Source organism: Streptomyces sp. MB09-02B (assembly GCF_033794485.1).
Classification (GTDB): Bacteria; Actinomycetota; Actinomycetes; order Streptomycetales; family Streptomycetaceae; genus Streptomyces.
On the sequence record NZ_JARGEE010000010.1, the window covers coordinates 1 to 23,941 of the forward strand.

The following is a 23,941-nucleotide window of genomic DNA, read 5'->3' on the forward strand; positions in this document are numbered from 1 at the left end:
CCCCCGCGACTCCTCAACCCCCTCGGACGAGAAAGGCAACCGCTTCACGATGTTCACCCTGCAAGAGCCGTGCCGGCAGACCGTGGGCATGACGTTCGAGCAGATGCTGGGAAGAGTGCGCTACGAAGGCGCCTACCCCACCCGCGCACGGGCCGAGGAGGCCGTGCGCACCGTCCTCGCCGCCTTCGGCCGCCGGCTCACCGGTGACGAGCGCGTGGAACTCGCGGCCAGACTTCCCCACGAGGCCGCTCTCTGCTTCACGGCGGAGATCCCCGACACCGAACCCGTCACCGGCTGGGGCTTCGTCAAGGACCTGGCGTCCCGCACCGGCGGTACGGCGGCCACGACCCGCTGGGACACCGGGACCGTCCTGCGGATCGTCGCCCAACTCGCGGGCGAGGAACTCCTCGACCGCATCCTCGCCCACCTCCCACCCGGCTACGCCCTACTCTTCGGCCGAGCCGAACTCACCCCGGCGCCCACGGCTCCCCTGGTGGGCGCGGGAGCAGCGGCCGGCGCGAGGACCCGCTGAGCCCTGGCCGGCCAGGCCCCTCGTCGACCTGTGCGGGCGCCGCCGCTCTGGGAGGCTGAGGGGCATGACGATGCACGGAGTTCCGGAATTGCGGCAGTTGACCAGTCCCGATGAGGTCACCGGTGATCTCAGACAGGGCATCGTCGACTGCTGGGGAGAAGTGGCCAACGCGGGCGGCGCGGTGCTCGCCACCGAGTTCCCGCCGCTGCCCCTCAGCGCGCGGGACGTCGCCCCCGTGGTCGACGGGCTCGTGCGCGGACTGCATCCCGCGCACGGCAGGCTGCTCGTCGCCACCGTCGGCGGCACGCTCGCGGGCTGGCTGATTCTGCGCCGCGAGCCGCACCGCCTGGGTGCGCACTGCGGCACGGTCAGCCACGTCCAGACGAGTCCGCGCCATCGGGGCCGGGGCATCGGCGTCGCACTGATGCATCACGTCCGCGACATCGCGCGGGACGAGATGGGTCTGGAGAGGCTGTCGCTCTCCGCCCGAGGCGGCGTAGGGCTGGAGGACTTCTACCGCAAGGTCGGCTGGGTGGAGGTCGGCCGATGGCCCGGCGCGCTGCGGATCGCGCCGGGCGACGACCGGGACTCGATCCTGATGAGCCTCGCCCTCTGACGCTGTCATGCGGGCCGCGACCCGGAGGCTGCCAGCGGGCCGAGCCCCGGAGGGCGGCTCGGTACAGGTGAGCCCGCAGGTGCAGAACACCCCTGAAGAGATGCAAGAGCCGCTCACCACCCCCGCCACTCTGCAATGATTTCCATTAACAGGAACGGGTTCCGGAGACGGGGGCAGTGCGACAGGCATGGGTCTGAGTACGACGACGGCGGCGCGCTGGGTGGAGCGCTGGGAACGCCAGCAGCAGTTGTACGCGGTCGACCGCGAGGAACGGTTCGAGGTCATCGCGGATCTGGTCGAGCATGTGACACGCGACCGGGCCGTACCGCTCGTCCTCGATCTGGGCAGTGGCCCGGGGTGCCTGGCGGCACGGCTCGCCGACCGCCTGCCGACCGCCGAAGTGCTCGCCGTCGACGCGGACCCGCTCCTCCTGGAACTGGGCAGCGCCCACTACGGCTCCGCCCTGCGTTACGTCCGAACCGTGATCGGCGCACCCGGCTGGCTCGACTCACTCGCCCTGGAGCGCCCCGTGGACGCGGTGGTGTCGACCACCGCCCTGCACTACCTCGGCACGGAGACCCTGCGGGGCGTCTACCGGGAACTCGCCGGGCTGCTGCGGCCCGGCGGCATCCTCATCAACGGCGACCACATCAGCCCGGACTCCACGAAGGTGTCCGAGCTCGCGATCGACATCGGCCGCCGACGGAGCGAACGCACCGCCGGGTCCCTCGTCGAGGACTGGGACTCCTGGTGGGCCGGCGCCGCCGCCGACCCGGAACTCGCCCGGCTCCTCTCGCACCGCGCGGACACCGGACGCCCCCACTGCGAGGGCAACGATCTGACCCTCTCCGGCCATGTCACCCTCCTGCGCGACGCGGGCTTCGAACACGTCGGCCCGGTCTGGCAGGTGGGCCCGAGCCACGTCCTGGCGGCCCTGCGCTGACGGGCGCCAGGGCGCCAGGGCGGTCGTGCGGGTGGGGCTGTCGTGCGGGTGGGGCGGTCGCGAGGGCGACCTCCGCCAACTCCCGTCGCCGTCCCTCGTCAGGCGGGGTAGGCGTGGGTCTGGCTCGCCTTGACCGTCGCCCAGATCTCGGTGCCCGGGTGGATGCCGAGTTCCGCCGCGGCGACGGTCGTCAGGTCGACGGCCAGCGGGAGTTCACCGGCGACGGAGACCCGGACCTGGTCGCCGTGGGCTTCCATGCCGGTGACCTCGCCGTGCCAGAGGTTACGGGCGCTGGAGCCGGTGGGGCGGTCCCGGTGGAGGGTGACGGCGCTGGGCGGGAAGGCGACGAAGACCGGTCCGGTGAGGTCGTCGGCGGTCGTGAGCGCGGAGCCGCCCGGGACACGGACGGTGTGGCCCTCCGCCTCGCCCCGGTAGAGGTTGAGGCCGACGAGATGGGCGATGTAGTCGGTGCGCGGGCGGCGGGCGATGTCGGAGGGGGTGCCCTCCTGGACGATGCGGCCGTCCTCGATGACGACCAGTCGGTCGGCCAGAACCATGGCGTCCAGCGGGTCGTGGGTGACGAGTACGGCGACGGCCTCGAAGTCGGCCAGGTGGCGCCGGAGTTGGGCGCGGATGTCGAGACGGGTGCGGGCGTCGAGGGCGGCGAGGGGTTCGTCGAGGAGGAGCAGGCGGGGACGGGTGGCCAGGGCGCGGGCGAGGGCGACGCGCTGCGCCTGACCGCCGGAGAGCCGCCGGGGCTTGCTTCCGGCGTGCGCGGTGAGGCCCATCCGCTCCAGCCACTCCGCTGCCTGCGCCCGGGCCTCCGTCTTGCTCGCTCCGTGGCAGCGGGGACCGAAGGCCACATTGTCGAGAGCGGTGAGGTGGGGGAAGAGGAGATAGTCCTGGAAGACCACTCCGACCGGGCGTGACTCCGGTGGCCGACGGTCCAACTCGACGCCGTCCAGCCGCAGACGCCCCCCGTCCGACAGCGGCACGAGCCCGGCGAGGGCCCGGAGCGCCGTCGTCTTGCCGGCGCCGTTGGGGCCGAGCAGCGCCACCACGTCGCCGGGCGCGGCGGTCAGCGTCACATCGAGACGGAACGACGGACCGCGCGCGACGACCAGCCGGGCGTCGAGGCCCTCGCCGAAGGCCGGGGCCGGGGCATGGGCAGGGGCTGGGCCCGAGGCGGAGTCCTTGTCGTCGCCCTGGGGGTGGGCGGCGGCGCTGGTCTTCCCGTCGTCGGTCATGAGGCGGTCATCCATCGGTCACGCAGTCCCGCCAGTACCGCGATCGACACGGCCAGCAGGACCAGGCTGAGGGCGATCGCCGCCTCCGGATCGTTCTGGAGGGCGAGGTAGACGGCGAGGGGCATGGTCTGGGTGCGTCCGGGGAAGTTGCCGGCGAAGGTGATGGTCGCCCCGAACTCGCCGAGCGCACGGGCCCACGCCAGCACGGCGCCCGCCGCGACCCCGGGCGCGATCAGCGGCAGCGTGACCCGGCGGAACGCCGTGAACCGGGAGGCCCCCAGCGTGGCCGCGGCCTCCTCGTACCGGGGATCGGCGGCCCGTAGCGTGCCCTCCACGCTGATGACCAGGAACGGCATCGCCACGAACGCCTCGGCGACCACCACCCCGGCCGTGGTGAACGGCAGGGTGATCCCGAACCAGTCGTCCAGCCACTGCCCGACGACCCCGTTGCGACCGAGCGCCATCAGCAGCGCCACACCGCCGACCACCGGGGGCAGGACGAGGGGGAGGGTGACGAGGGCCCGTACGAGACCGCGTCCGGGGAAGTCCACCCGGGCCAGCAGCCAGGCCAGCGGCACCCCGACGACCAGACTCACCGCCGTGGCCGCCGTGGCGCACACCAGGGACAGCCGCAGCGCCTGCCACACCTCGGGGCTGGTGAGCAGGTCCGGCATGCTGCGCCAGGGCGCCCGGACCAGGAGGGCGACGAGGGGAAGGACGAGCAGGACGAGGCCGATCAGTGCGGGCAGGAGCAGGGGGAGCGGGACACCCCCTCGGTGCCCGGAGCGGGAGGTCACGGCTTCAGGAATCCGGCCTCGGTCAGGACCTTCTGGCCCTCGGCGGACCGCACGAGCGCGATGAACGCCCTGGCGGCACCGGTGTTCTCCGACTCCTTGAGCAGGGTGATCGGGTAGTCGTTGATGGCGTCGGCGGACTCGGGGAACTCCACGCCCTCCACCTTCTCACCGGCCGCCCTCACATCGGTCTTGTAGACGACCGCCGCGTCGGCCTCCTTCAGCACCACCTTGTTGAGCGCGGACTTCACGTCCTCCTCGTACGACACCGGCGTCAGCTTCAGCCTGCTCGCGTCGAGCGCCTTCTCCGCGGCGGCACCGCAGGGGACCGCCTTGTCGCAGAGCACGACCTTCAGGTCGGAGTCCGTGAGGTCCTTGAGGGAGGAGATCCTGTCCGGGTTGCCGGGGAGGGTGGCGATCTCCAGCTGGTTGCGTACGAACGTCTCCGGGGTGCCGGAGGCGTCACCGGCGTCGGTCACGACGGCCATCGTCCTGGGGCTGGCGGAGGCGAACACGTCCGCCGGGGCGCCTCCGGTGATGCCGGCGGCGAGCGCGTCGCTGCCGCCGAAGCTGAACGTCACCTTCGTACCGGGGTGCTCCTCCTCGAACCGCTTGCCCAGCGTCGTGAAGCTCTCCTTGAGCGAGGCGGCCGCGAAGACGGTCACCTCACCGGAGAGCCGCTCCGAGCCGGAGGAGCCCGACGTCGCGGAGGAGTCGGAGGAGCCGGATGAGTCGGATGAGTCGGATGAGTCGGAGGCGGAGGAACCGCAGGCGCTCAGGGCCAGCAGGGCGGCGCTGCCGGCCCCGACTGCCCGCAGGGTCCGCCGGCTCGGACGGGTCCGGCGTACGGAACGGGTCATCACGGGTCCACTCCCTCGGTCCTGATGGACTCGGCCGCGGTCCCGCGGCCTTGCTCCACGCTCCCCGTCACCGACCCCGCGGGTGCGCACGAGCCGATGATAGCGCCGCAAGTGCCAGGTGGAAGCCCTCGACGGCATCGCATGAGCTGGATGATCCGACGGTCAGCATGGCAGGTGCGTTTCGCGGGTCGGCCGTGCGGGACGGCTGCGCGGCCCCGGAGCGAGCTTCGTCGTCGGCGACGAGGGCCCCGCGCCGTACGGCTCAGGCCGCGGCCTCCGCCGGCGAGTCCACCTGCCCAGCCGGGCTCCCCGCGCTCGCCCGACCCACCTGCTCCGCCCGGCCGGCCCGCTGTACCGTCCGGCGGCGGCGGACCGGCATGCCCACGGTCGGGTGGGCGACGCTCCAGGCCGCGCCCTTGCAGATGACCTCCTTGTAGAGGGCGGCGAGGCGGCCGGTGAGGGCCTTGGGGAGGGCCTGGTCGTCCGCGGTGACGAACTGGATCAGGCCCTCCCTGCGGCCGAGCGAGATGCACTGCTGGAAGTAGCGGATCGGGGTCTTCGGGAGCTTTCCCCCGGTCAGGCGGGCCGCGATGGTGTCGGCGGCCTGCCACGAGGTGGGGACGCCGGAGGCGCACGACATCCGCAGCGGCTTGTCGCCGGGGCCCGTCACCAGGGCCGCGTCGCCGACGGCGTACACCTCGGGGTGCGAGACCGAGCGCATGGTCCCGTCGACCACGATCTGGCCCGTGCCGGAGACCTCCAGCGTGCTGGCCCCGGCGATCGGGTGGACGGCGAAGCCGGTGGCCCACACGGTGACCGCGGCCGGGACGGATGTGCCGTCGGTCAGGACCCGGTCGGGTTCCACGGCGGTGACGGCTGTGTGTTCGTGCACGGTGATGCCGAGGTCGGTGAAGACCTTCCGCAGGTGTTCCCGGCCCTTGTCGGAGAGCCAGTCGCCGAAGCCGCCGCGGGCCATGAGGGCTACGTCCAGGTCCGGGCGGGTCTCGGCGATCTCCGTCGCGGCCTCCAGACCGGTGAGGCCGCCGCCGACGATCACCACGGGCTGTCCCGCGTCCAGCCCGGCCAGCCGCTCGCGCAGCCGGAGCGCTCCGGGGCGGCTGGAGATCTCGTGGGCGTGCTCGGCGGTGCCGGGGACGCTCTGGGGGTTCCAGCCGCTGCCGAGGGCGTAGACGAGGGTGTCGTACTCCAGTTCCCGCTGCTCGGCGCCGTGTGTGTCGACGACGGTGACGGTCCTGCGGTCGGCGTCGATCCCGGCGACCTCGGCGAGCTGCACCTCGACGCCGGTGCCCGCGAACATCTCGTCGAAGGGCCGGGGCTTGAGCTCCTGGCCGACCGCCAGCTGGTGCATCCGCACGCGTTCGACGAAGTCGGGCTCGGCGTTGACGAGGGTGATGGCGACGTCTGCGCGGTGCAGCCGCTTGGCGAGGCGCCCGGCGGCGGTCGCTCCGGTGTAGCCGGCTCCGAGGACGATGACGCGGTGCTGCATTGTCTGCTCCTGTCTGCGCGGGTTCGAGGCTTGCCGTTGCTCGGTCACGCCCCTTGAACCGGGCAGCCCGCGATTTCCTGACAGGAAATGAATGTGAACCAGGTCACAGCTCGCTGAGGAGGCTCGGGAAGGTGCCGACGGGAAGCGCTTGAACCCTCAGAACGCGTGGAACAGGGGCTTCCCGTGCTCGGTGGCCGCCCACACCTCGGTCGCGCGTTCCAGCTTGTCGGGGTTGACCTGGCTGCGGAAGGCGACGATGCCGTCCGCGCCGATCTCCAGGCAGATGACCCCGACGACCCGGCCCTCGACCACGGCCAGGACCGCGGGGCCGCCGTTCGCCGTCGAGATGTGGATCTCGGGCGAGCCGCCGACCAGGGTCCGCTTCTGCGGGGCCGGCTTGAACAGGCCCCGCATGAACTTCGCGACCGCGAGGGCACCCTCGAACGCCTTGGCGCGGGCCGGGACCTTTCCGCCGCCGTCGCCGACCGCGAAGGCGTCCGAGGTGAGCAGCGCCACCAGCGGTTCGGTCCTCCCGCTCGTGGCCGCCGCGAGGAACTCCTCGACGATCCGCCGGGCCGCCGCCTCGTCGATCTCCGTACGGGTCTTGCCCGCCGCCACGTGCTTCTTCGCACGGTGGAAGATCTGCTGGCTGGCCGCCTCGCTGATGTCGAGGATCTCGGCGATCTCCCGGTGCGGGTAGTCGAAGGCCTCCTTCAGCACGTACACCGCCCGCTCGTCGGGGGTGAGGCGCTCCAGCAGGGTGAGGACCGCGTACGAGACGGACTCGCGCTGTTCGGCGGTGTCGGCAGGGCCGAGCATGGGGTCGCCGGCGAGCAGCGGCTCGGGCAGCCACTGGCCGACGTAGGTCTCGCGACGTGCGCGGGCCGAGGTGAGCTGGTTGAGGCACAGGTTGGTGAGCACCTTCGTCAGCCAGGCCTCGGGCACCTCGACCCGTTCGACGTCCGCCGCCTGCCAGCGCAGGAACGTCTCCTGCACGGCGTCCTCCGCCTCGCCCGCCGAGCCGAGGAGGCGATAGGCGATCGCCTCCAGCCGGGGCCTCGCCTCCTCGAACCGGTCCACGTCGTGCATCGTCAGCGCCATGTCCCGGATCCTAGTGCGGCACGGACGACGCCCGAGGGGCGTGGGCCGCCGGGAGCAGGCTTCTGCGTCCGACCGCGTCGCCGAAGCGCCCGGCGGCACAGCCGGGAAGATCGGCAGGACAGCGGAGACCCCCCGGCCGATCAGGGACGCCCCCTCGCCGCGCGAGAACCACGGTTGCCGCGTCTGTCTGACCGGCGTTCCGAAAGGTAGCTTGGTGGGGAAGGCCTCCGAAGGAGGGCGATCCGATGCCGTGGCTCTTCTGGTTGCTCGCCGCCGCGGTGCTGGGTGCCGCGGAGTTCTTCACCCTGACACTGGTCTTCGGACTGCTGGCGGGCGCCGCCGTGGTCGCCGCGGTGGTGGCCGGTGTGGGCATCGGCCTTCTCGGCCAGCTCGTGGCCCTCGCGGCGGCGACGGCGGCGGGTCTGCTGATCGTGCGTCCTGTCGCGCTGCGGCACATGGCACAGCAGCCGCTCGTGCGGGACGGCACCGACGCGCTGATCGGCAGGCGGGCCGAGGTCGTGCAGGAGGTCACCGCGACCCGTGGCCTGATCAAACTCTCCGGTGAGGAGTGGTCCGCCCGCGCGCTCGACGAGACCCTGGTGATCCCGGTGGGTGCGCTTGTGGACGTCATGGAGATCGAAGGTGCCACGGCCATCGTCTACCCCCGCGAACTTCTTCCGTGAACGGCTGAACGAGGCCCAACCAACAGCAACGGAGGCACTGTGGATCCCGTCGTCGTCCCCCTCCTCGTGGCGGCCCTCGTCGTCGTCTTCCTCGTGGCCTCCACGGTGCGGATCGTCCCGCAGGCGCGCCGCTACAACATCGAACGGTTCGGCCGGTACCGCCGGACGCTGCAACCCGGCCTGAACCTGGTCCTGCCGGTGGCGGACCGCATCAACACCAAGCTCGACGTGCGCGAACAGGTCTATTCGTCCGACCCCAGGCCGGTGATCACCGAGGACAACCTCGTGGTGAACATCGACACGGTGCTCTACTACCAGATCACCGACCCGCGGGCGGCGGCCTACGAGGTCGCCGACTACCTTCAGGCGATCGACCAGCTCACCGTGACCACGTTGCGCAACGTCATCGGCAGCATGGACCTGGAGGAGACGCTCACCTCGCGCGAGGAGATCAACTCCCGGCTCCGCGCCGTCCTCGACGACGCCACCGGCAAGTGGGGCATCCGGGTCAACCGCGTGGAGATCAAGGCCATCGACCCACCGCACACCATCAAGGAGGCGATGGAGAAGCAGATGCGGGCCGAACGGGACAAGCGTGCGGCCATCCTGCACGCCGAAGGCGAGCGACAGGCCAAGATCCTCACCGCGGAAGGCACGAAGCAGAAGGACATCCTGGAGGCCCAGGGCGCGCAACAGGCCATGATTCTCCGGGCGGACGGCGAGGCCAAGGCGGTGGAGCTCGTCTTCCAGGCCGTCCACCGCAACAACGCCGACCCGAAGGTGCTGGCCTACAAGTACCTGGAGACGCTCCCGCACCTGGCGAGCAGCGACAACAACACGTTCTGGGTGATCCCCGGGGAGCTGACCGAGGCGGTCCGAACCGTCTCCCGAGCCTTCGGTGACCCGTCGACGACGGTCGCACCCACCCCCGGGCAGCCCGAGGAAGCGGCCACCGTCGGCGACCACGACACCCCGGACGACATCAGGACCCCCCAGCTGGAGGCGGGCTCCACGGCGTCCCTCGACGCCGCAGCCGCGGCGGACGAGGCCGGGAAGCAGGCAGCCGCGGCGGTGAGCGACGCCAAGGCCGAGGCCGAGGCGGCGAAGTCACCCCAGGCACCGCGCCGCGCGAGGGCTTCCGACGACTGAGCCGCCACGACTGTCTCCAGGACCTGCGAGTCCGTAGGGCTGGGTTCCGACCGGTGTACTCGACGCGGACAGACCCGTGACCCGTCGCGGGGTCCCCGTCCGGTCGGACGCGCCCAGCGCATCCAGCTCACCGTCGCCGGCCTAAACGCGGCCGGCCGCATGAGGGAGGTGACCCACCGGGGCATCGCCATGGTCCTGGCGAGCTGGCCGTCCGAGGACCCGGCAGCGGCTCGCCGCCCTCATCCACCGCCTGGCCGACGGCTTCACCACCAACGTCGAGGCGGGCATCGCGGTCGCGGGGGAGTCCTGCGGCGCGCTCACCACGGGCGGTGATCCCACGGCGCGGCACGGGTGACTCCTTCCCCTGTGCTCCGACGGCGCCGACCACATCACCGGACCGTCGGCGTCAACGGCGGCTACCGCATGCCCTGATGGGTCAGAGGTGCTTTCCCCCGTCGACGACGAAGGTGGTTCCCGTGGCCACCCGGAGTTGGGTGACCACGGCCGGCGCGGCGTCGGCGATGTCGTCGGGATGCACCATGACCTTGAGCGGAGTCGACGCCGCCTGGGCGGCGATGGCGTCACGGCCCCGGCCCGCGACGAAGCTGGTGTCGACCGCGGCGGGTGCCAGGCCGATGACGCGGATCTCGGGGCCGAGGACCCGGCCGAGGGACATGGTGAGGTTGTCGAGCGCTGCCTTCGCCCGCGCAGTAGGCGATGCTGCTGCCGGACGCCGTCCGACCCGAGATGGACGAGACGTTGACGATCACCAGTCCGGCGACGACCTTCTCCGCCCGCACGGCACCGCCGTGGTAGCCGACGACGACCGTGGCACCGTCTCGGGCCAGTGCGCGGGCGGTCGCGGCGCCGATGCCGCTGCTGGCTCCCCTCGGTTTCTGACCGTCTCCCCGCGAGGGCCCGCTCGTTCTTGACGCCGCTGCGCGCCAGGAGCTCGGTCCCGGTGGCGTCGAAGTACAGGGTGAAGAACCAGGATCGGTCTGCCGCGACGATGTTGCCGGTACGCAGTTGCTCGTCGGGGGCCGAGCGCGGAGGATCTCAACGGTCTCGTCAAGGCCGAGGGTCGTCAGGCCGATCTTCAACGACCGTCTCAGCCTTGTCGCAGCGATGCCGAGGACCATCCACTGTGGCGGGTGTTGGTCGTGGAGCGTTACCTCGCCGCCGACGGCGAGGGCGTCGCGGGCTGCCTTGCAGGCACTGGTCTGGTCTTTGAGCATCTCGGGGATGTCGGGCTGACTTCGGCTCTCGTCCTCGGTGGCCATGCGGCGACTGCAGGGAGCGAACGCGGGGGTCTGCTACGGGATGCAGCGTGGCCCGTGCCGGGCCGTTGGGCCGTGGGGAGCCAACACGACCACCTACTCGGCGGCGGGTGTCCGCCGTTGACGATGCTGCTTCGCGCTGATGGCCGCAGCCTGCGTGCGGCATCGCTCCAGCGCTGCAGTCACCTCTTCGTGGTCCGGGCGGTCCTGACTGGCCAGTAGTTCGCCGGCCGCGGTCATAGCGGCCCAGAAGACGGGTGGTGAGCCCCGCCCGTTCCGGAACCTGGTTTCGGCGAAGTAGAGGAAGATTTTCGTGAGCTCCCCGGTGCGAAACCACGCGAGCAGGCCGGCGGGAAAGCCTCCGCGGGCACCAGCGGCGGTTCGCAAGAGGTCGCGGATGCGCTCCTCGTGTTCCTCAAGTACTCGGTCCACGATGAAGACGTGCCCAAACTCGAGATAGTAGGCGAGGTCGTCCTCCTCACCCACCGCGAATTCTGAGAAGACTGGCTCGACCTCGCGGAGCCGGGCCGCGGCGTCAGCCCGGGGCACACCCAGGGCCAAGCACACGGCCAACACGCAGACACCCCAGTCGCCGGTCCTCGCGGCCAGCTCGGCGAAGACCTTCTCGCCGCTTTGCCCTGCTGCGAGCATCTCCTGCGCCTCCAGAACCAGCGCGCCCTCGCCCTCCCCGTGACTCATGGCCGGAGGCTACCGCGAGGTGTGACGGCCGGGCGGGGCCGCGACCCTTGCTCACCCCCGCCTGTTCCGTGTCCACTCGAATATCCGCAGCTACCGATAGCGCTCGACAGCGGGCAGCTTCACGGCGCTTTGCTGCGGCAGTCAGCCGAGGTGGAAGCCCTTGCGGACGGCGACGAACTCCTCGACGGTCAGGGGCCGCTTCCCGGTGACGCGCTCGACGTCGGTGGTCGCCCTGTCCTGTCGCGAGCGATGTCCGAAGCCGGTGTCGATCGCCTCCTCGATGACGCCGCGCCGGGCGATCAGCGCCGCCCTGAACCTGGTCAGGTCGCTGCGCCGCGCGGCCGAGGAGGGCGCTCCGTCGCCTAGGCAGGTGGCGCGCTGAGCGCGGAGGATGCGCTGGAAGCGCTCCGCCTCGGTGGGCTGGCTGAGGGCGTCGGCGCTGGTCATGACGGTGTTCCTAGGCCGTTGACGAGGGTGACGGGGTGCTGCGGGAGCTGGCGGCGGGCCGTCCAGCCCATGAGCCGGACCATCGAGCGGCGCGGCAGGAGCCTGCCGGCGAGGGCGAGCGACCGGCCGTTGGTGATCACCGACGGGGGCGCCGACCGTCGGTCGAGCGTGTCGAGGGCGATCTTCACGACCTGCTCGGGGGTGGCCCGCTTCGTGCCGTAGTCAGCGGTCTGGCTGCCGGCGGCGTCGTAGAACTCGGTTCGGGTGGCGCCGGGGCACAGGGCCAGGACGCGCAGGCCGGTGCCGCGGGTCTCCTCCCACAGTGATTCGGTGAAGCTGAGGACGAAGGCCTTGGTGGCGCCGTAGGTGCTCATGTAGGGGGTCGGCTGGTGGCCCAGCAGGCTCGCGACGTTGATCAGAACGCCGGTGTCGGCGGAGGTCAGCGGGTCGATGTAGGCGCGGCTGAGGTCGACCAACGCGCTGACGTTCAGCGCGATCATGCTCTGCAGGCGATCGGGGTTTTCGTCGGTGAAGGCGTCGTGGGTGCCGAAGCCGGCGTTGTTGACCAGCCCGGTGGCGTAGATGCCGCGGGACTCGAGCTCGGCGCGCAGCGTGCGGCCGGCGTCGGGTTGGCCGAGGTCGCGGGCGACGGCGGTCACCGTGACGCCGTGGGCGCGGGTGAGTTCGGCGGCCAGGCTCTGAAGCCGGTCCGCGCGGCGGGCGACCAGCACGAGGTCGGCGCCGCGGCGGGCGAGCTGGCGGGCGAATTCGGCGCCGAGGCCGGAGCTGGCGCCGGTGACGATGACGGTCTGACGGTGGTAGTCGATTTCGCTCATGGCATTCACTCTACGCACGCATTTGCACTGAGTGCAAGTGTCTGCATCGTGTGAGGCGACATACAATCGGTGCATGGCTCAGAAACCGAAACCCATCCGGGAGCAGACCCGCTCCGTGGTCCGATCACTGCTGGCCCGGACCGCTATCGAGCTGTTCGCCGCCAAGGGTTACGACGACACGACCCTCGACGAGGTCGCCGCCGCCGCAGGCGTCTCCCGGCGGACCCTGTTCAATTACTTCCGCAACAAGGAAGACCTCGCGCTCAGCGGCCTGGACGAACAGGGCGAACTGATCGCCGCGCGCCTCGCCGAGCGCCCGGCCGACGAGGATGCCTGGACGGCGCTGCGCGCGGCGTTCCAGGTGCTCGAGGAGATCGACATGACAGCCGAAGGGCGCCTGGAGTTCATCACGCTGCTGTTCGGCAACGACTCCCTACGAGCCGGACACGCCGAGAAGCAAGCCCGCTGGCAAGACCTGTTCGCACCGCACATCGAGCCGCGACTGCCCGACGCCGACCGCGGCACCCTGCAAGCCCGCGCGATCGCAGCCACAGCGATCATCTGCCTGCAGGCAGCCAACGAGGAATGGGTACGCCTGGACGGCCGGGCCGACATGTTCGACCTCTACGACACCGCCGTACAGGCCATCCGCCGCCCCACCTGAAACCGGCCGCCTCCAGCTTGACCACGGTCGCCGGGGGTGGGGACAGGGGCACGAACCGTCTGACCGCGCCCAGCAGGGCCGGACGATCCGGCCACCGCGGGCCGCGCAGCCAGAGGTCGGCCCTGGACTGGTAGCCGCAGCGGCCGGTAGCCGTCGGTGGCGCAACCGCCGGAGGGGGAAGGGCCCCGCTGCCACCACTCAGCCTGGCCCCACATCGGCAGCCACAGCCGCCAGTTCCGCCCATGGTGTTCCGCGTCCCGGAACAAAGAGTGGCCCGTCGCGGTGGTGATGTCTAAACCGGTGTACAACCGCCGCTTCCGCTTCCCCCTGGAGGTAACCCGTGTCGACCAGGCTCGACAACGCAAGCCCGGACACAGTGCCACCAGCGGTGGTCGAGGCAGCCGACCTGCTGGCGGAGGCAGCCCGCACCGGGACCTCCTGCCCACCGGTGCGCACGCTGTTCGACGGAGGGGGCGATCTGGAGACCGCCTACGCCGTGCAGCAGCTGAACGTCCGGCGCGCCCAGGCTGTCGGCCGCCGGATCGTGGGTCGCAAGATCGGCCTCACCTCGGTGTCCGTGCAACGCCAACTGGGCGTGGACCAGCCCGATTTCGGGGCACTGTTCGCCGACATGGCGGTGGCCGACGGCGGCCGGGTGCCGCCCGGACGGCTGCTGCAGCCCAAGGTGGAGGCCGAGGTCGCGCTGGTGCTCGGCCGCGATCTGCCGCACCACGAGTGCACCGTGGTGGACGTGCTGCGCGCGGTCGACTTCGCACTGCCCGCTCTGGAGATCGTGGACAGCCGGGTACGGGGGTGGGACATCACCCTCGTCGACACGGTCGCCGACAACGCCTCCTGCGGCCTGTATGTCCTCGGCGGCGCCCCGCTGTCGCTCACCGGCGTCGATCTGCGCGCCGTGACGATGACCATGACACGGAACGGCGAAACCGTCTCGGAGGGCACCGGTGCCGACTGTCTCGGCAGCCCGCTCAACGCGGCCGTCTGGCTGGCCTCCGCCCTTGCCGGGCGGGGCGACCCGCTGCGCGCCGGGGACCTGGTGCTCACCGGGGCCCTGGGTCCGGTCGCTCCCGCCGTCCCCGGTGATCGGTTCGAGGCGTCCTTCAGCCACCTGGGGACCGTAGGTGTCGAGTTCACGAGCGAGAAGGGCTGATCATGAGTGCACGAACCAAGGTCGCCGTCATCGGCTCGGGCAACATCGGCAGCGACCTGATGATCAAGGTGCTTCGGCTGTCGGAGACCCTCGACATCGCGGCGATGGCCGGCATCGACCCGGACTCCGATGGCCTGGCCCGCGCCCGCCGCCTGAAGGTCGCCACGACCCATGAGGGCGTCGAAGGACTCGTCCGGCTGGACGAGTTCGCAGACGTCGAGATCGTCTTCGACGCCACGTCGGCCGGCGCACACCGGCACCACGAGGACGTACTGCGCCCGCTCGGCCGCACCCTCGTCGACCTCACTCCGGCCGCGATCGGCCCGTACGTGGTGCCACCCGTCAACGGTGACGCCCACATCGACGCACCGAACGTCAACATGGTCACCTGCGGAGGCCAGGCCACCATCCCGGTCGTCGCCGCGGTCAACTCCGTCACCCCCGTGCACTACGGCGAGATCGTCGCCTCCATCTCGTCCCGCTCCGCCGGGCCCGGCACCCGGGCGAACATCGACGAGTTCACCGAGACCACCTCCTCCGCCATCGAGCGGGTCGGCGGCGCCCGCCGCGGCAAGGCGATCATCATCCTCAACCCGGCGGAACCCCCGCTGATCATGCGGGACACCGTGCACTGCCTCGTCTCCGACTGCGCCACCGAGTCCGTCACGGCATCGGTCGAGGAGATGGTCACGCGCGTGCAGGAGTACGTACCCGGCTACCGGCTCAAGCAGAAGGTGCAGTTCGCCAAGGTGGCGGCAGACGACCCGCTGCGTACCTTCGCCCCCGGCGCGGGCGAGGTCCTCAAGGTCTCGGTCTTCCTGGAGGTCGAGGGTGCCGCCGACTACCTCCCGGCCTACGCCGGAAACCTCGACATCATGACCTCGGCCGCGCTGCGCACCGCGGAACGCATGGCCGCATACCGGTCCACGGAGGTGGCCTCAAGATGACCCGCCTGTACGTCCAGGACGTCACCCTGCGGGACGGCATGCACGCCGTCCGGCACCGCTACACCGTCGACCAGGCCGCTACGATCGCCGCCGCACTGGACGCCGCCGGGGTGGCCGCCATCGAGATCGCGCACGGTGACGGGCTGTCCGGCTCCAGCGTCAACTACGGCGTCGGCGCCCACACGGACTGGGAGTGGATCGAGGCGGTGGTGGGTGCCGTGCGCCGGGCCGTCCCCACGACTCTTCTCCTGCCCGGCATCGGAACGGTCCACGACCTCAAGCAGGCGCACTCCCTGGGCATCCGCTCGGTGCGCGTCGCCACGCACTGCACCGAGGCCGACATCTCCGCCCAGCACATCGCCGCCGCGCGGGAGCTGGGGATGGACGTCGCCGGGTTCCTGATGATGTCCCACATGGCCGAACCGGCCGAACTCGCCCGCCAGGCGAAGCTCATGGAGTCGTACGGTGTTCACTGCGTGTACGTCACCGACTCCGGGGGCCGGCTCACCATGGACGGGGTCCGTGACCGCGTCCGCGCCTACCGTGACGCCCTCGACCCGGCCACCGAACTCGGCATCCACGCCCACCACAACCTCGCCCTGGGTGTGGCCAATACCGTCGTCGCCGTCGAGCACGGTGTCACCCGCGTCGACGCCTCCCTCGCCGGCCAGGGAGCGGGGGCGGGCAACTGCCCGCTGGAGGCGTTCGTCGCGGTCGCCGACCTGATGGGCTGGCAGCACGGCTGCGACCTGTTCCCCCTGATGGACGCCGCCGACGATCTCGTACGACCGCTGCAGGACCGCGAGGTACGGGTGGACCGCGAAACACTCACCCTCGGCTACGCGGGCGTGTACTCCAGCTTCCTGCGCCATGCCGAAACAGCCGCCACGAGCCACGGCCTGGACACCCGCAGCATCCTCGTCGAGGCCGGCAGACGGCGCATGGTAGGCGGCCAGGAGGACATGATCACCGACATCGCGTTGGACCTGGCCGCGCAGACGCAAACCACTCCCTGACGGGCGGAGCCGAGGAGGCGCCGTTGTGTGAGCGGTCCAGGGTGACGGTGGTGTCGCTTCTTCATGGCTGTCGGCCCGGCGGATCCGACCGGATTCAGCGGTCGGCTGCCGGACGTCGGCGACCTGGACGCCCTGGTGTCCGGCGCTGCCGTCGATGAGTTCGTCCCGACGGCGCACACTGACGCCGCAGGACGGATCGATGCTCCTGGTCGGGTCTGGCTCGGCCCGAACTCCGGCTGCGACCCGTGTGGCCTGGCGTCCGGGTTCGGCCCGTCGGGTATGCGGGCCAATGCGGCCTCACTGGAAGCCGTCCGCATCGAGGGACGGCGCCCGCTCGTGCCCACTTGTCAGTCAGATCACTTTTCTTGTGGGTAGATGTTCTGTCATGCATACTATCTGCACATCGGCAGAACTGTGTTGGAGGGCCGCACCGTGAAGAACCTGTTCCGTCTCGACGCGAGCATCCGAACCGAAGGATCGGCGAGCCGCGCCCTCGCCGACACCGCCGAGCAGGCGTGGCTCGCCGAGCACCCCGGCGGCGTCGTGACCCGGCGCGACCTCGGGGTCCACCCGCTGCCCGGGGACGCGTGGACCGCGCTCGCCGGCGCCGTCGTCAACCCGTCCGCACCGGCCCCGGCCGAGGCGCGCGAGCTCCTCGACCGTCTCGGCGCGGAACTCCTCGAGGCCGACGCGTTCCTGTTCGCGGTGCCGATGTACAACTGGAATATCCCGGCACAGGTCAAGACCTGGATCGACCTGATCCTGAACCACCCCCGGCTGGGGGTGCACGGTGACTGGCCGCTCAAGGGCAAGCCGGCGCTCCTGACGCTGAGCCGCGGTGGTGGCTACGGGCCCGGCACCCCGAAGGAAGGCTGGGACCACGCCACGCCCTACCTGCGCACAATCCTCGCGGACGTGTTCGGCCTCGACCTGCATGTCGCGGAGGCGGAGCTGACCCACGCCTTCTGGAACCCGGAGATGGCGCACCTGCGAGAGCTGGCCGAAGAGTCGATGAAGACGGGGCACGAGAACGCCGCTGAGCACTGGCTGCGGGTCGCCAAGCTGAGCAGGGCCTGACCGCCCTGAGGTCTGTCTCGTGGATCACCGCGGGCTGCCGGACCCCGACGACACCTCCCCTTTGTGGGGGACTGGCTGCGTCGGCGTCGGCGTCGTCGTACGGAGGGCTCCCGGGCGAGCGTTCCTCCGCCGCCGTGCGAGGCACCCTCGCGGACGGCGGCTCGCCACCGCGCCGATCTGCGAGACAGACACGGAACGATCGTTCTTGAGGCGTCTAGAAAGGACTGCATATGGGCAATGGAGCCGCAGTGCGGGAGACGGCCGTTCCGTCGTCGGTCATGCAGAAGGCGTTCGATCTGCTGGAAGTGTTCCGTTACGGCCGCGTGCTGACATTGAGTGAGGTGGCGCGCCGTGCCGGTCTGCCGAAGTCGACGGCCTACCGCGTCCTCGGGATGCTCGTCCGGGTGGGGGCGGTCGAACATGAGGGCGCCGGATACCGGATCGCGTTCCGGATGATGGCCCTCGGTGCGGCGTCGGTCGAAGGAGCGGTGCGCCACGTCGCGCTTCCGTACCTGCTGGACCTGCACCGGGCCGTGGGGCACACCATCCATCTGTGCGTCCTGCGCGGCCCGGAAGTCGTCTATGTGGAGAAGCTGTACACGCCACGGGCGCGGTTGTTCGCCACGGAGGTCGGGATGACTCTGCCCGCTCACTGCACGAGTGTGGGCAAGGCTCTGTTGGCCCACGCGGACCCCGGCCTGGTCGAGGCGACCACCACGGACCGTCTGCGCGCGCTCACCGCGGCCTCGGTGCGGGATCCGGAGCTGCTCCGTCGTGAGCTGCGAAGGGTCCGACAGCGTGGGGTCGCCACCGACGTCGAGGAGGCGGCGCCGGGACGGTCGTGTGTGGCCATGCCGATCGTCCTCGGCGGCGAGGCGGTGGCGGCGGTGTCGATCGGCTTTCCGACCGAACTCGGGTCGGCTGATGTGTTCGTGCCGCCCCTGCGGCGGACTGTGGCGTCGATCGTCAAGGCACTGCCCCGTGTCCTGACGTGACGGGGGCGAGCGCAGGGCGGGACTCCTCCGTACGCGAGCCGGCATGACCGCCGCCGTGCATCTGATGGCAGCTACGGTTTCCGAGCGGCTTCGGCGCTGTGAAAGCTCTGTGGCTCGACGGGTTTCACTCTGCGACCACTTCGGTTCTGCTGATCGACATCCTCGGCCGAGGAAGCAGTCCGGTCGTGTATCCACTGTCAGCGATAAGTCTCCCCGTCCCGTTCCGCCAACCGGGCCGCGTGTTCGTCCCCACAAAAGAGCCCTCTCCGTCGTGGTCGAGGTGGCGACGAGAGAGTAGGCCGCTGCCCGACTCGCGGCGGAACGGTTGTGTCGGTTCCCGGAACACGCGCATTGCCGGCACAACGATGTGCCGGTTCCCGGAACACGTTCTTCGTCGGCAGGATCCCGCGCCTTAGCGTCTCCAGTGCCACCAGTTCAGGTGCCGCCCCGATCGGGAGGCTCTTCTCGACGCGGTCGCCCACACGTTCGGGATGCCCGCCCTTCCCAAGACGCGGAGCCGCCGGAAAGACCGCTACCGCGGCTCACTGACCATCCCCGACCATCTGAGGAGAAACCTCATGAGTGTCTTCACATCGCTGGGCTATGTCGTGGTCCGCGGTCCACTTGACGAGTGGACCCGCTTCGCCACCGAGACCATCGGCGCGCAACCCGCGCCGTCCGCCGCAGGCGAACTGCGCCTGCGGCTCGATGAGTACGCGTACCGCATCCTCGTCGAGGACGGCGAGCCCGCGGGCCCCCGGTCCCTGGTGGCACTGGGCCTCACCGTTGCGGACGCGGCCGCGCTCGCCGGACTGGAGACCCACCTGGCATCCCGTGGCATCACGGTCCGCGAGGACGAGGAACTGCGAGTCCGCCGAGGCGTGGCAGGGCTGCGGGTCTTCTCCGACCTCGGAGGCCAGACGATCGAGGCTGTCCACGGCCTGCCGCTGGCCGACACCCCGTTCACATCGCCGCTGGGCGTCCGTTTCGTCACCGGTGATCTGGGGGTCGGGCACGCCCTTTTGACCCGTCCGGGTGGCGCGCGCGAGCTGGCCGAGTTCTACCAGCGTGAGCTGGGATTCAGGCTGACCGACACGATCTCGATGGCGCAGTTCGGATCGGACGAGAACGCCTACTTCCTGCACTGCAATCCCCGGCATCACTCCATCGGCGTGGGCGAGGGCGTCGGCCCCGTACCAGGCCTCGATCACCTCATGCTCGAAGTCTCCGACTTCTCGACCGTCGGCCGCATCATGAGCAAGATCAACGACGATCCCGACCACATCATCATCACGCTCGGCGAGCACACCAATGACCGGATGACCTCGTTCTACGTGACCACGCCGTCGGGATTCCAGATCGAGTACGGCTGCAACGGCCTGGTGATCGACGACGACACGTGGCAGGTCTCCCACCACGACCGGATAAGCGCCTGGGGCCACAAGTACATCGCGGCCGACGCCTGAACCGCCGCCCGAAACGAAGGGGAAGCCATGTCCACAACCAAGGTCCTGACCGAGTCGGCGACCAGCAAGTACGTGCAGACGACCAAGTGGAAGCTGCACTACAACGAGGCCGGTGCCGGGCACCCGCTGATCCTTCTGCATGGCGGCGGAGCAGGCGCCAGTGGCTGGAGCAACTACTCCCGCAATATCGCCGCCTTGGCGCGCCACTACCGTGTGTTCACCATCGACATGCCTGGCTGGGGCAGGAGCGACACCGCCGTGCCGGGCGACCGCGACCACGTGGAGGCGCTGGAACTGGCGCTGGACGCCCTCGAACTGGACCAGGTCGCCATCGTCGGCAACTCGCTGGGGGGAAGGACGGCGCTCCGGTTCACGGCGCACCATCCCGAGCGCGTCAGCCACCTGATTCCGATGGGCGCGCCCGCCCCGGGGTTCAACGTGCTCGGCCCGCCCAACGACAAGACGGAGGGAATCCTCCCCTTGGTGCGCGCCTATTTCGACCCGTCGCCGGCGAACTTCCAGGCGATGGTCGGAGCGCTCGCGCACGACCCGGCGCTCGCCGAGGACGTCGACCTCGCCCGCCGGCGGTCGGAGGCCGCGCTCGCCCGTCCCGACCACCTGGAGAACATGAGGCTCTCGCTACCCAGCGGGGATCTCAATGGCCCGCCGCAGCTGTTCCAGGAGCTACCGCCGCTGCTGGCCGAGCTCACCGTGCCCACGCTGATCGTGCAAGGGCGGAACGACCGGGCCGTCCACTTCGAGAACGCGCTGCGGTTGCTGGCGATGATTCCATCCTCCCGGCTGTACCTCATCAACAACTGCGGCCACTGGGCGCAGATGGAACACGCCGAGGAATTCAACCGCGTCGTGCACGAGTTCATCTCGGCGAATTGACCCCTCGGACCAGCGGCGGGCCCTCCTGCCGACGAGGGCCCGCCGAAACTCATCAACAGCCCTGTTCGCGGTTCGGTCGGCGGTCCCTGTATCCCCGGCTACGTCAACGTCCTGTACCCCGACCGGACTTGAACCCGTACTTCCGTACCGAAAGAAGCTCCCCATGAAAACGAGGAACATCGGACAACTCCAGGTCTGCGCAGTCGGGCTGGGGACCATGGGCTTCAGCCATGGTTACGGCTCCGCAGTGAGCGAACCTGAGGCCGTCGACGTGATCCGCAAGGCGTTCGACCTGGGCTGCAACCACTTCGACACCGCGGAGGTCTACGCCGACGGTGCCAACGAACACCTCGTCGGCCGCGCGCTGGCACCCATCCGCGACCAGGTCGTCATCGCCACCAAGTTCTACCTGGACGGCTCTCACACCCGCCCTGAGCTGGGCCGGAAGATCCGCGCCCACCTGGAGGCATCCCTGACCCGGCTCGGCACCGACCACGTCGAGCTTTACTACCAGCACCGGGTGCCCGACTCGATACCGGTGGAGGACGTCGCGGCAGTCATGGGCGAACTGATCGCCGAGGGCAAGATTCTCGGCTGGGGCCAGTCCCAGGCCACCGAGGAACAGATCCGCCGTGCCCACGCCGTCACTCCGCTGACGGCCGTGCAGAGCGAGTACTCGATCATGGAGCGGATGTGGGAGCGGGACGTCATCCCCGCCTGCGAGGAACTCGGCATCGCCTTCGTCGCCTTCAGCCCTCTTGCCAACGGCTTCCTCGCGGGCCAGGTCTCGGCCGACGACACTTACACCGGGGACGACGCCCGCCGCGTCATCACTCGCTTCCGCAAGGACAACGTCCGCGCCAACCAGCCCCTCGTGGACCTCCTCACCGGTTTCGCGGACCAGAAGGGAGCCACTGCGGCACAGATCTCGCTGGCCTGGATGCTGCACAAGAAGGACTTCATCGTGCCCATCCCCGGCTCCCGCAAGCTCGACCGCATCCAGGAGAACTTCGAGGCTGCCGAACTCGACCTCACCGACGAGGAGTTCGACCGAATCGAGAACGAGCTGGCGAAGATCGAGATCCACGGCAACCGGACCGACGAAGACGTCATGAGCCTCAAAAAGCTCCTCGACTGATCACGAGACAGGCGCGGTGTTGCAACCGGTCAGTCAGCGATGGCTGATGAGCGCTGCTGCGACGGCGACGAAGGCAAGGAAGCGCTCGGCCTCCCGCCGAGCGGACATGACGGGGCGTGCCCTCGCCGGTCGCGGCAGCCTGTATCAGGTGACTTCTCGGGCTGGCGCGCGAGCCCGCTCGCATCAGGCGAGTGCGACCTCATCCGTGTCGGCAAGCAGCCGCCAGGCGGTGGACGTGGAGGCTACGGAGCCGAATGCCTCAGCGTGGTTCCGCAGCACGGCAGGATCCGTGATGCTCTCGCCGCCATCACGAGCATCACCGCCATCCGCGGTTGTACGACCTGGATCATGCCCGCTCCCGCGCGGCTCCAACTGCTCGAGGACCACGGCCAAGCCCGGCATCGGGTGATCGGCATTGGCAGCGCAGAGGATCTCCAGGAGTGTTCTGTAATGGTTGTAATGCCCTGTGATGTGACATCAGGCTGGCCGCATGCACGCCATGACGCACCACTCGGGCACTGACCTCGCACCTCGGTCCGGTCGCTCGGTGTCCCCTGCCGGTTCGCCGATCCTTGAGGTGGCCCGTCGCGCGGCGGAGTACCGCGCTGCCGGGCGACGCATCGTCGACCTCACGCTCGGCGAACCGGACTTCGCCCCACCTTCCCATGTCGTCGCCGCCGCGCAGGAAGCCGCTGCCCGCCTGAGGCAGAGCCCGCACCTGGACACGGTGGAACCGGACGGGGCGTTCTACCTCTTCCCGCGCCTTGCCTCCGGTGACGACCTCGCCGCGGCCGACGCACTGCTCGAAGCCGGGTGTGCCACTGTCCCTGGCAGCGCCTTCGGTGCGCCGGGCCACCTGCGACTCTCCTTCGCCACGGACATCGCGACCCTCGAAGAGGGCTGCCGCATCATCGTCGACACGCTGGACGGGATCTCGGCGTGATCGCACTGACCGTACGGGCGCTGATACCCGTCGTCCTGCTGATCGCGCTGGGCTACGCGCTCAAGCGGTCGATGTTCACGGACGAGGGCTTCTGGACCGAGGCTGAGCGCATCAGCTATCGCGTCCTGCTGCCGGCGCTGTTCCTGCACAGTCTGGCGACCGCGGACATCGACGGCCTTCCGGTGGGTGCCCTGGTGGGCGCACTCATCGCCTCCACGCTGGTGGTGGCCGTGCTGGTCATCGGTTTGAAGCCCTTGATGCGACTGCGGGGCGATGCTTTCACGTCGGTCTTCCAGGGCAGTGTCCGCTTCAACAACTACATCGGCGTGACCATCGCGGCGGGCCTGTTCGGCACCCAGGGCGTCGCGTTCGCCGCGGTCTGCAACGCCGCGATCGTGCCCACGGTCAACGTGCTGTGTGTGCTGGTCTTCGCGTGGTTCGGAAGCGCGCGCCTGAGCCTGTCGGGCATCGGAAGACAACTCGCGACCAACCCGCTCATCCTCGCCTGCGCAGGGGGCATCCTCCTGCAGGCACTCGGCCTGAGCCTGCCGCCGGGCATCGAACCGGCACTCGGGGCACTGGGAGCCGCCTCGATGCCGTTGGGTCTGCTCTGTATCGGTGCCGCTCTGCGCTTCGGCGCGGCACGGTCGTGGGCGGCGCCGATCCTCACGTCCTCGGTGGCCAAGTTCGCGCTCATGCCGGCTGCCACGTTCGCCGCGGCTCAGATCTTCGGGCTGGGCTCCCACGCACTGATCACCGCCGTGCTCTTCCAAGCTCTGCCGACGGCGTCGTCGTCGTACATCCTGGCGAGGCAACTCGGTGGCGACGCACCGTTGATGGCCGGGATCACCGCGACGCAGACGCTTCTCGGGATCGCCGCCGTTCCGATCGTCGTGGCACTGGTCGCGGCATAGTCCTGCCTCGAGCCGACCACCGCGC

At 70.2% G+C, this 23,941-nt stretch carries 24 protein-coding genes and 1 pseudogene; 16 read left to right on the forward strand and 9 right to left on the reverse strand.

Translation table 11 applies throughout. The annotated features are described in order from the left end of the window. Positions 1–49: 49 nt before the first annotated feature. The 3 genes from P1P70_RS03100 (at position 50) to P1P70_RS03110 (ending at position 2,091) form a co-directional block, all read left to right on the forward strand. A complete protein-coding gene (locus tag P1P70_RS03100) occupies positions 50–532 on the forward strand; it encodes a DUF2267 domain-containing protein (protein ID WP_319234420.1) in 483 nt (160 codons plus the stop codon). A 64-nt stretch (positions 533–596) separates the two neighbouring features. Continuing rightward, positions 597–1,148: a GNAT family N-acetyltransferase gene (locus tag P1P70_RS03105; protein WP_319234336.1), complete on the forward strand. Its 552-nt coding sequence runs from the start codon at positions 597–599 to the stop codon at positions 1,146–1,148. 187 nt (positions 1,149–1,335) lie between these two features. Further along, positions 1,336–2,091: a class I SAM-dependent methyltransferase gene (locus tag P1P70_RS03110; protein WP_319234339.1), complete on the forward strand. Its 756-nt coding sequence runs from the start codon at positions 1,336–1,338 to the stop codon at positions 2,089–2,091. Between the two features lie 98 nt (positions 2,092–2,189). Here the strand turns inward: P1P70_RS03110 and P1P70_RS03115 are convergent, their stop codons facing one another. The 5 genes from P1P70_RS03115 to sigJ all read right to left on the reverse strand — a co-directional run bounded on the left by P1P70_RS03115 (position 2,190) and on the right by sigJ (position 7,600). Continuing rightward, a complete protein-coding gene (locus tag P1P70_RS03115; RefSeq protein ID WP_319234341.1) occupies positions 2,190–3,338 on the reverse strand; it encodes an ABC transporter ATP-binding protein in 1,149 nt (382 codons plus the stop codon). Beyond that, positions 3,335–4,135 carry an ABC transporter permease gene (locus tag P1P70_RS03120; protein ID WP_319234343.1) on the reverse strand — a complete coding sequence of 267 codons (801 nt, stop codon included), beginning with the start codon at positions 4,133–4,135 and terminating at the stop codon, positions 3,335–3,337. The genes P1P70_RS03115 and P1P70_RS03120 overlap by 4 nt, the downstream gene beginning before the upstream one ends. Then, positions 4,132–4,992, reverse strand: a complete 861-nt coding sequence (gene modA, locus P1P70_RS03125; RefSeq protein ID WP_319234344.1) for a molybdate ABC transporter substrate-binding protein — start codon at positions 4,990–4,992, stop codon at positions 4,132–4,134. The genes P1P70_RS03120 and modA overlap by 4 nt, the downstream gene beginning before the upstream one ends. Positions 4,993–5,254: 262 nt before the next feature. After that, positions 5,255–6,499, reverse strand: a complete 1,245-nt coding sequence (locus tag P1P70_RS03130; protein ID WP_319234346.1) for an NAD(P)/FAD-dependent oxidoreductase — start codon at positions 6,497–6,499, stop codon at positions 5,255–5,257. 156 nt (positions 6,500–6,655) lie between these two features. Then, positions 6,656–7,600, reverse strand: a complete 945-nt coding sequence (gene sigJ, locus P1P70_RS03135; protein ID WP_319234348.1) for an RNA polymerase sigma factor SigJ — start codon at positions 7,598–7,600, stop codon at positions 6,656–6,658. A 245-nt stretch (positions 7,601–7,845) separates the two neighbouring features. Here sigJ and P1P70_RS03140 point away from each other — a divergent pair, with 245 nt between their 5' ends. Continuing rightward, on the forward strand, positions 7,846–8,283 hold the full coding sequence (locus P1P70_RS03140; RefSeq protein WP_319234351.1) for an NfeD family protein: 438 nt from the start codon (positions 7,846–7,848) through the stop codon (positions 8,281–8,283). Between the two features lie 39 nt (positions 8,284–8,322). Then, positions 8,323–9,432: an SPFH domain-containing protein gene (locus tag P1P70_RS03145; protein WP_319234353.1), complete on the forward strand. Its 1,110-nt coding sequence runs from the start codon at positions 8,323–8,325 to the stop codon at positions 9,430–9,432. Positions 9,433–9,868: 436 nt separating this feature from the next. On the opposite strand, the pseudogene P1P70_RS03150 reads toward P1P70_RS03145, so the two are convergent. The 4 genes and pseudogenes from P1P70_RS03150 to P1P70_RS03165 all read right to left on the reverse strand — a co-directional run. Then, positions 9,869–10,132: pseudogene (locus P1P70_RS03150) on the reverse strand (SDR family oxidoreductase); the annotation flags it as partial. Positions 10,133–10,805: 673 nt separating this feature from the next. Then, positions 10,806–11,408, reverse strand: coding sequence for a hypothetical protein (locus tag P1P70_RS03155; protein WP_319234354.1), 603 nt, complete (start codon positions 11,406–11,408; stop codon positions 10,806–10,808). A 141-nt stretch (positions 11,409–11,549) separates the two neighbouring features. After that, the gene (locus P1P70_RS03160) at positions 11,550–11,855 is read right to left on the reverse strand and encodes a hypothetical protein (protein WP_319234356.1); all 306 of its coding nucleotides are present in this window, start codon (positions 11,853–11,855) and stop codon (positions 11,550–11,552) included. Beyond that, a complete protein-coding gene (locus P1P70_RS03165) occupies positions 11,852–12,691 on the reverse strand; it encodes an SDR family oxidoreductase (RefSeq protein WP_319234357.1) in 840 nt (279 codons plus the stop codon). Before P1P70_RS03165 ends, P1P70_RS03160 begins: the two co-directional genes overlap by 4 nt. 73 nt (positions 12,692–12,764) lie before the next feature. Here P1P70_RS03165 and P1P70_RS03170 point away from each other — a divergent pair, with 73 nt between their 5' ends. From P1P70_RS03170 to P1P70_RS03220, 11 genes are all read left to right on the forward strand, one after another. After that, positions 12,765–13,355 (forward strand): helix-turn-helix domain-containing protein, encoded by a 591-nt coding sequence (locus P1P70_RS03170; protein WP_319234359.1) that lies wholly within the window; start codon positions 12,765–12,767, stop codon positions 13,353–13,355. Positions 13,356–13,743: 388 nt separating this feature from the next. After that, positions 13,744–14,526 (forward strand): 2-keto-4-pentenoate hydratase, encoded by a 783-nt coding sequence (locus tag P1P70_RS03175; protein ID WP_319234360.1) that lies wholly within the window; start codon positions 13,744–13,746, stop codon positions 14,524–14,526. A 2-nt stretch (positions 14,527–14,528) separates the two neighbouring features. Beyond that, complete coding sequence (locus P1P70_RS03180) at positions 14,529–15,473, forward strand: acetaldehyde dehydrogenase (acetylating) (RefSeq protein ID WP_319234361.1); 945 nt, start codon at positions 14,529–14,531, stop codon at positions 15,471–15,473. Beyond that, positions 15,470–16,489, forward strand: a complete 1,020-nt coding sequence (gene dmpG, locus P1P70_RS03185; protein WP_319234362.1) for a 4-hydroxy-2-oxovalerate aldolase — start codon at positions 15,470–15,472, stop codon at positions 16,487–16,489. The genes P1P70_RS03180 and dmpG overlap by 4 nt, the downstream gene beginning before the upstream one ends. Before the next feature lie 432 nt (positions 16,490–16,921). Further along, positions 16,922–17,566, forward strand: a complete 645-nt coding sequence (locus tag P1P70_RS03190) for an FMN-dependent NADH-azoreductase (RefSeq protein WP_319234364.1) — start codon at positions 16,922–16,924, stop codon at positions 17,564–17,566. Positions 17,567–17,796: 230 nt separating this feature from the next. Continuing rightward, positions 17,797–18,561 carry an IclR family transcriptional regulator gene (locus P1P70_RS03195; RefSeq protein ID WP_319234366.1) on the forward strand — a complete coding sequence of 255 codons (765 nt, stop codon included), beginning with the start codon at positions 17,797–17,799 and terminating at the stop codon, positions 18,559–18,561. 578 nt (positions 18,562–19,139) lie between these two features. Beyond that, the gene (locus tag P1P70_RS03200) at positions 19,140–20,027 is read left to right on the forward strand and encodes a VOC family protein (RefSeq protein ID WP_319234368.1); all 888 of its coding nucleotides are present in this window, start codon (positions 19,140–19,142) and stop codon (positions 20,025–20,027) included. A 27-nt stretch (positions 20,028–20,054) separates the two neighbouring features. Next, a complete protein-coding gene (locus P1P70_RS03205; protein WP_319234370.1) occupies positions 20,055–20,921 on the forward strand; it encodes an alpha/beta hydrolase in 867 nt (288 codons plus the stop codon). 163 nt (positions 20,922–21,084) lie between these two features. After that, entirely contained in the window at positions 21,085–22,059 is a 975-nt protein-coding gene (locus P1P70_RS03210) for an aldo/keto reductase (protein ID WP_319234372.1), read from the forward strand. Between the two features lie 547 nt (positions 22,060–22,606). Beyond that, complete coding sequence (locus P1P70_RS03215; protein ID WP_319234374.1) at positions 22,607–23,002, forward strand: aminotransferase class I/II-fold pyridoxal phosphate-dependent enzyme; 396 nt, start codon at positions 22,607–22,609, stop codon at positions 23,000–23,002. After that, entirely contained in the window at positions 22,999–23,916 is a 918-nt protein-coding gene (locus P1P70_RS03220; protein ID WP_319234375.1) for an AEC family transporter, read from the forward strand. Before P1P70_RS03215 ends, P1P70_RS03220 begins: the two co-directional genes overlap by 4 nt. The last annotated feature ends 25 nt before the right edge of the window (positions 23,917–23,941 follow it).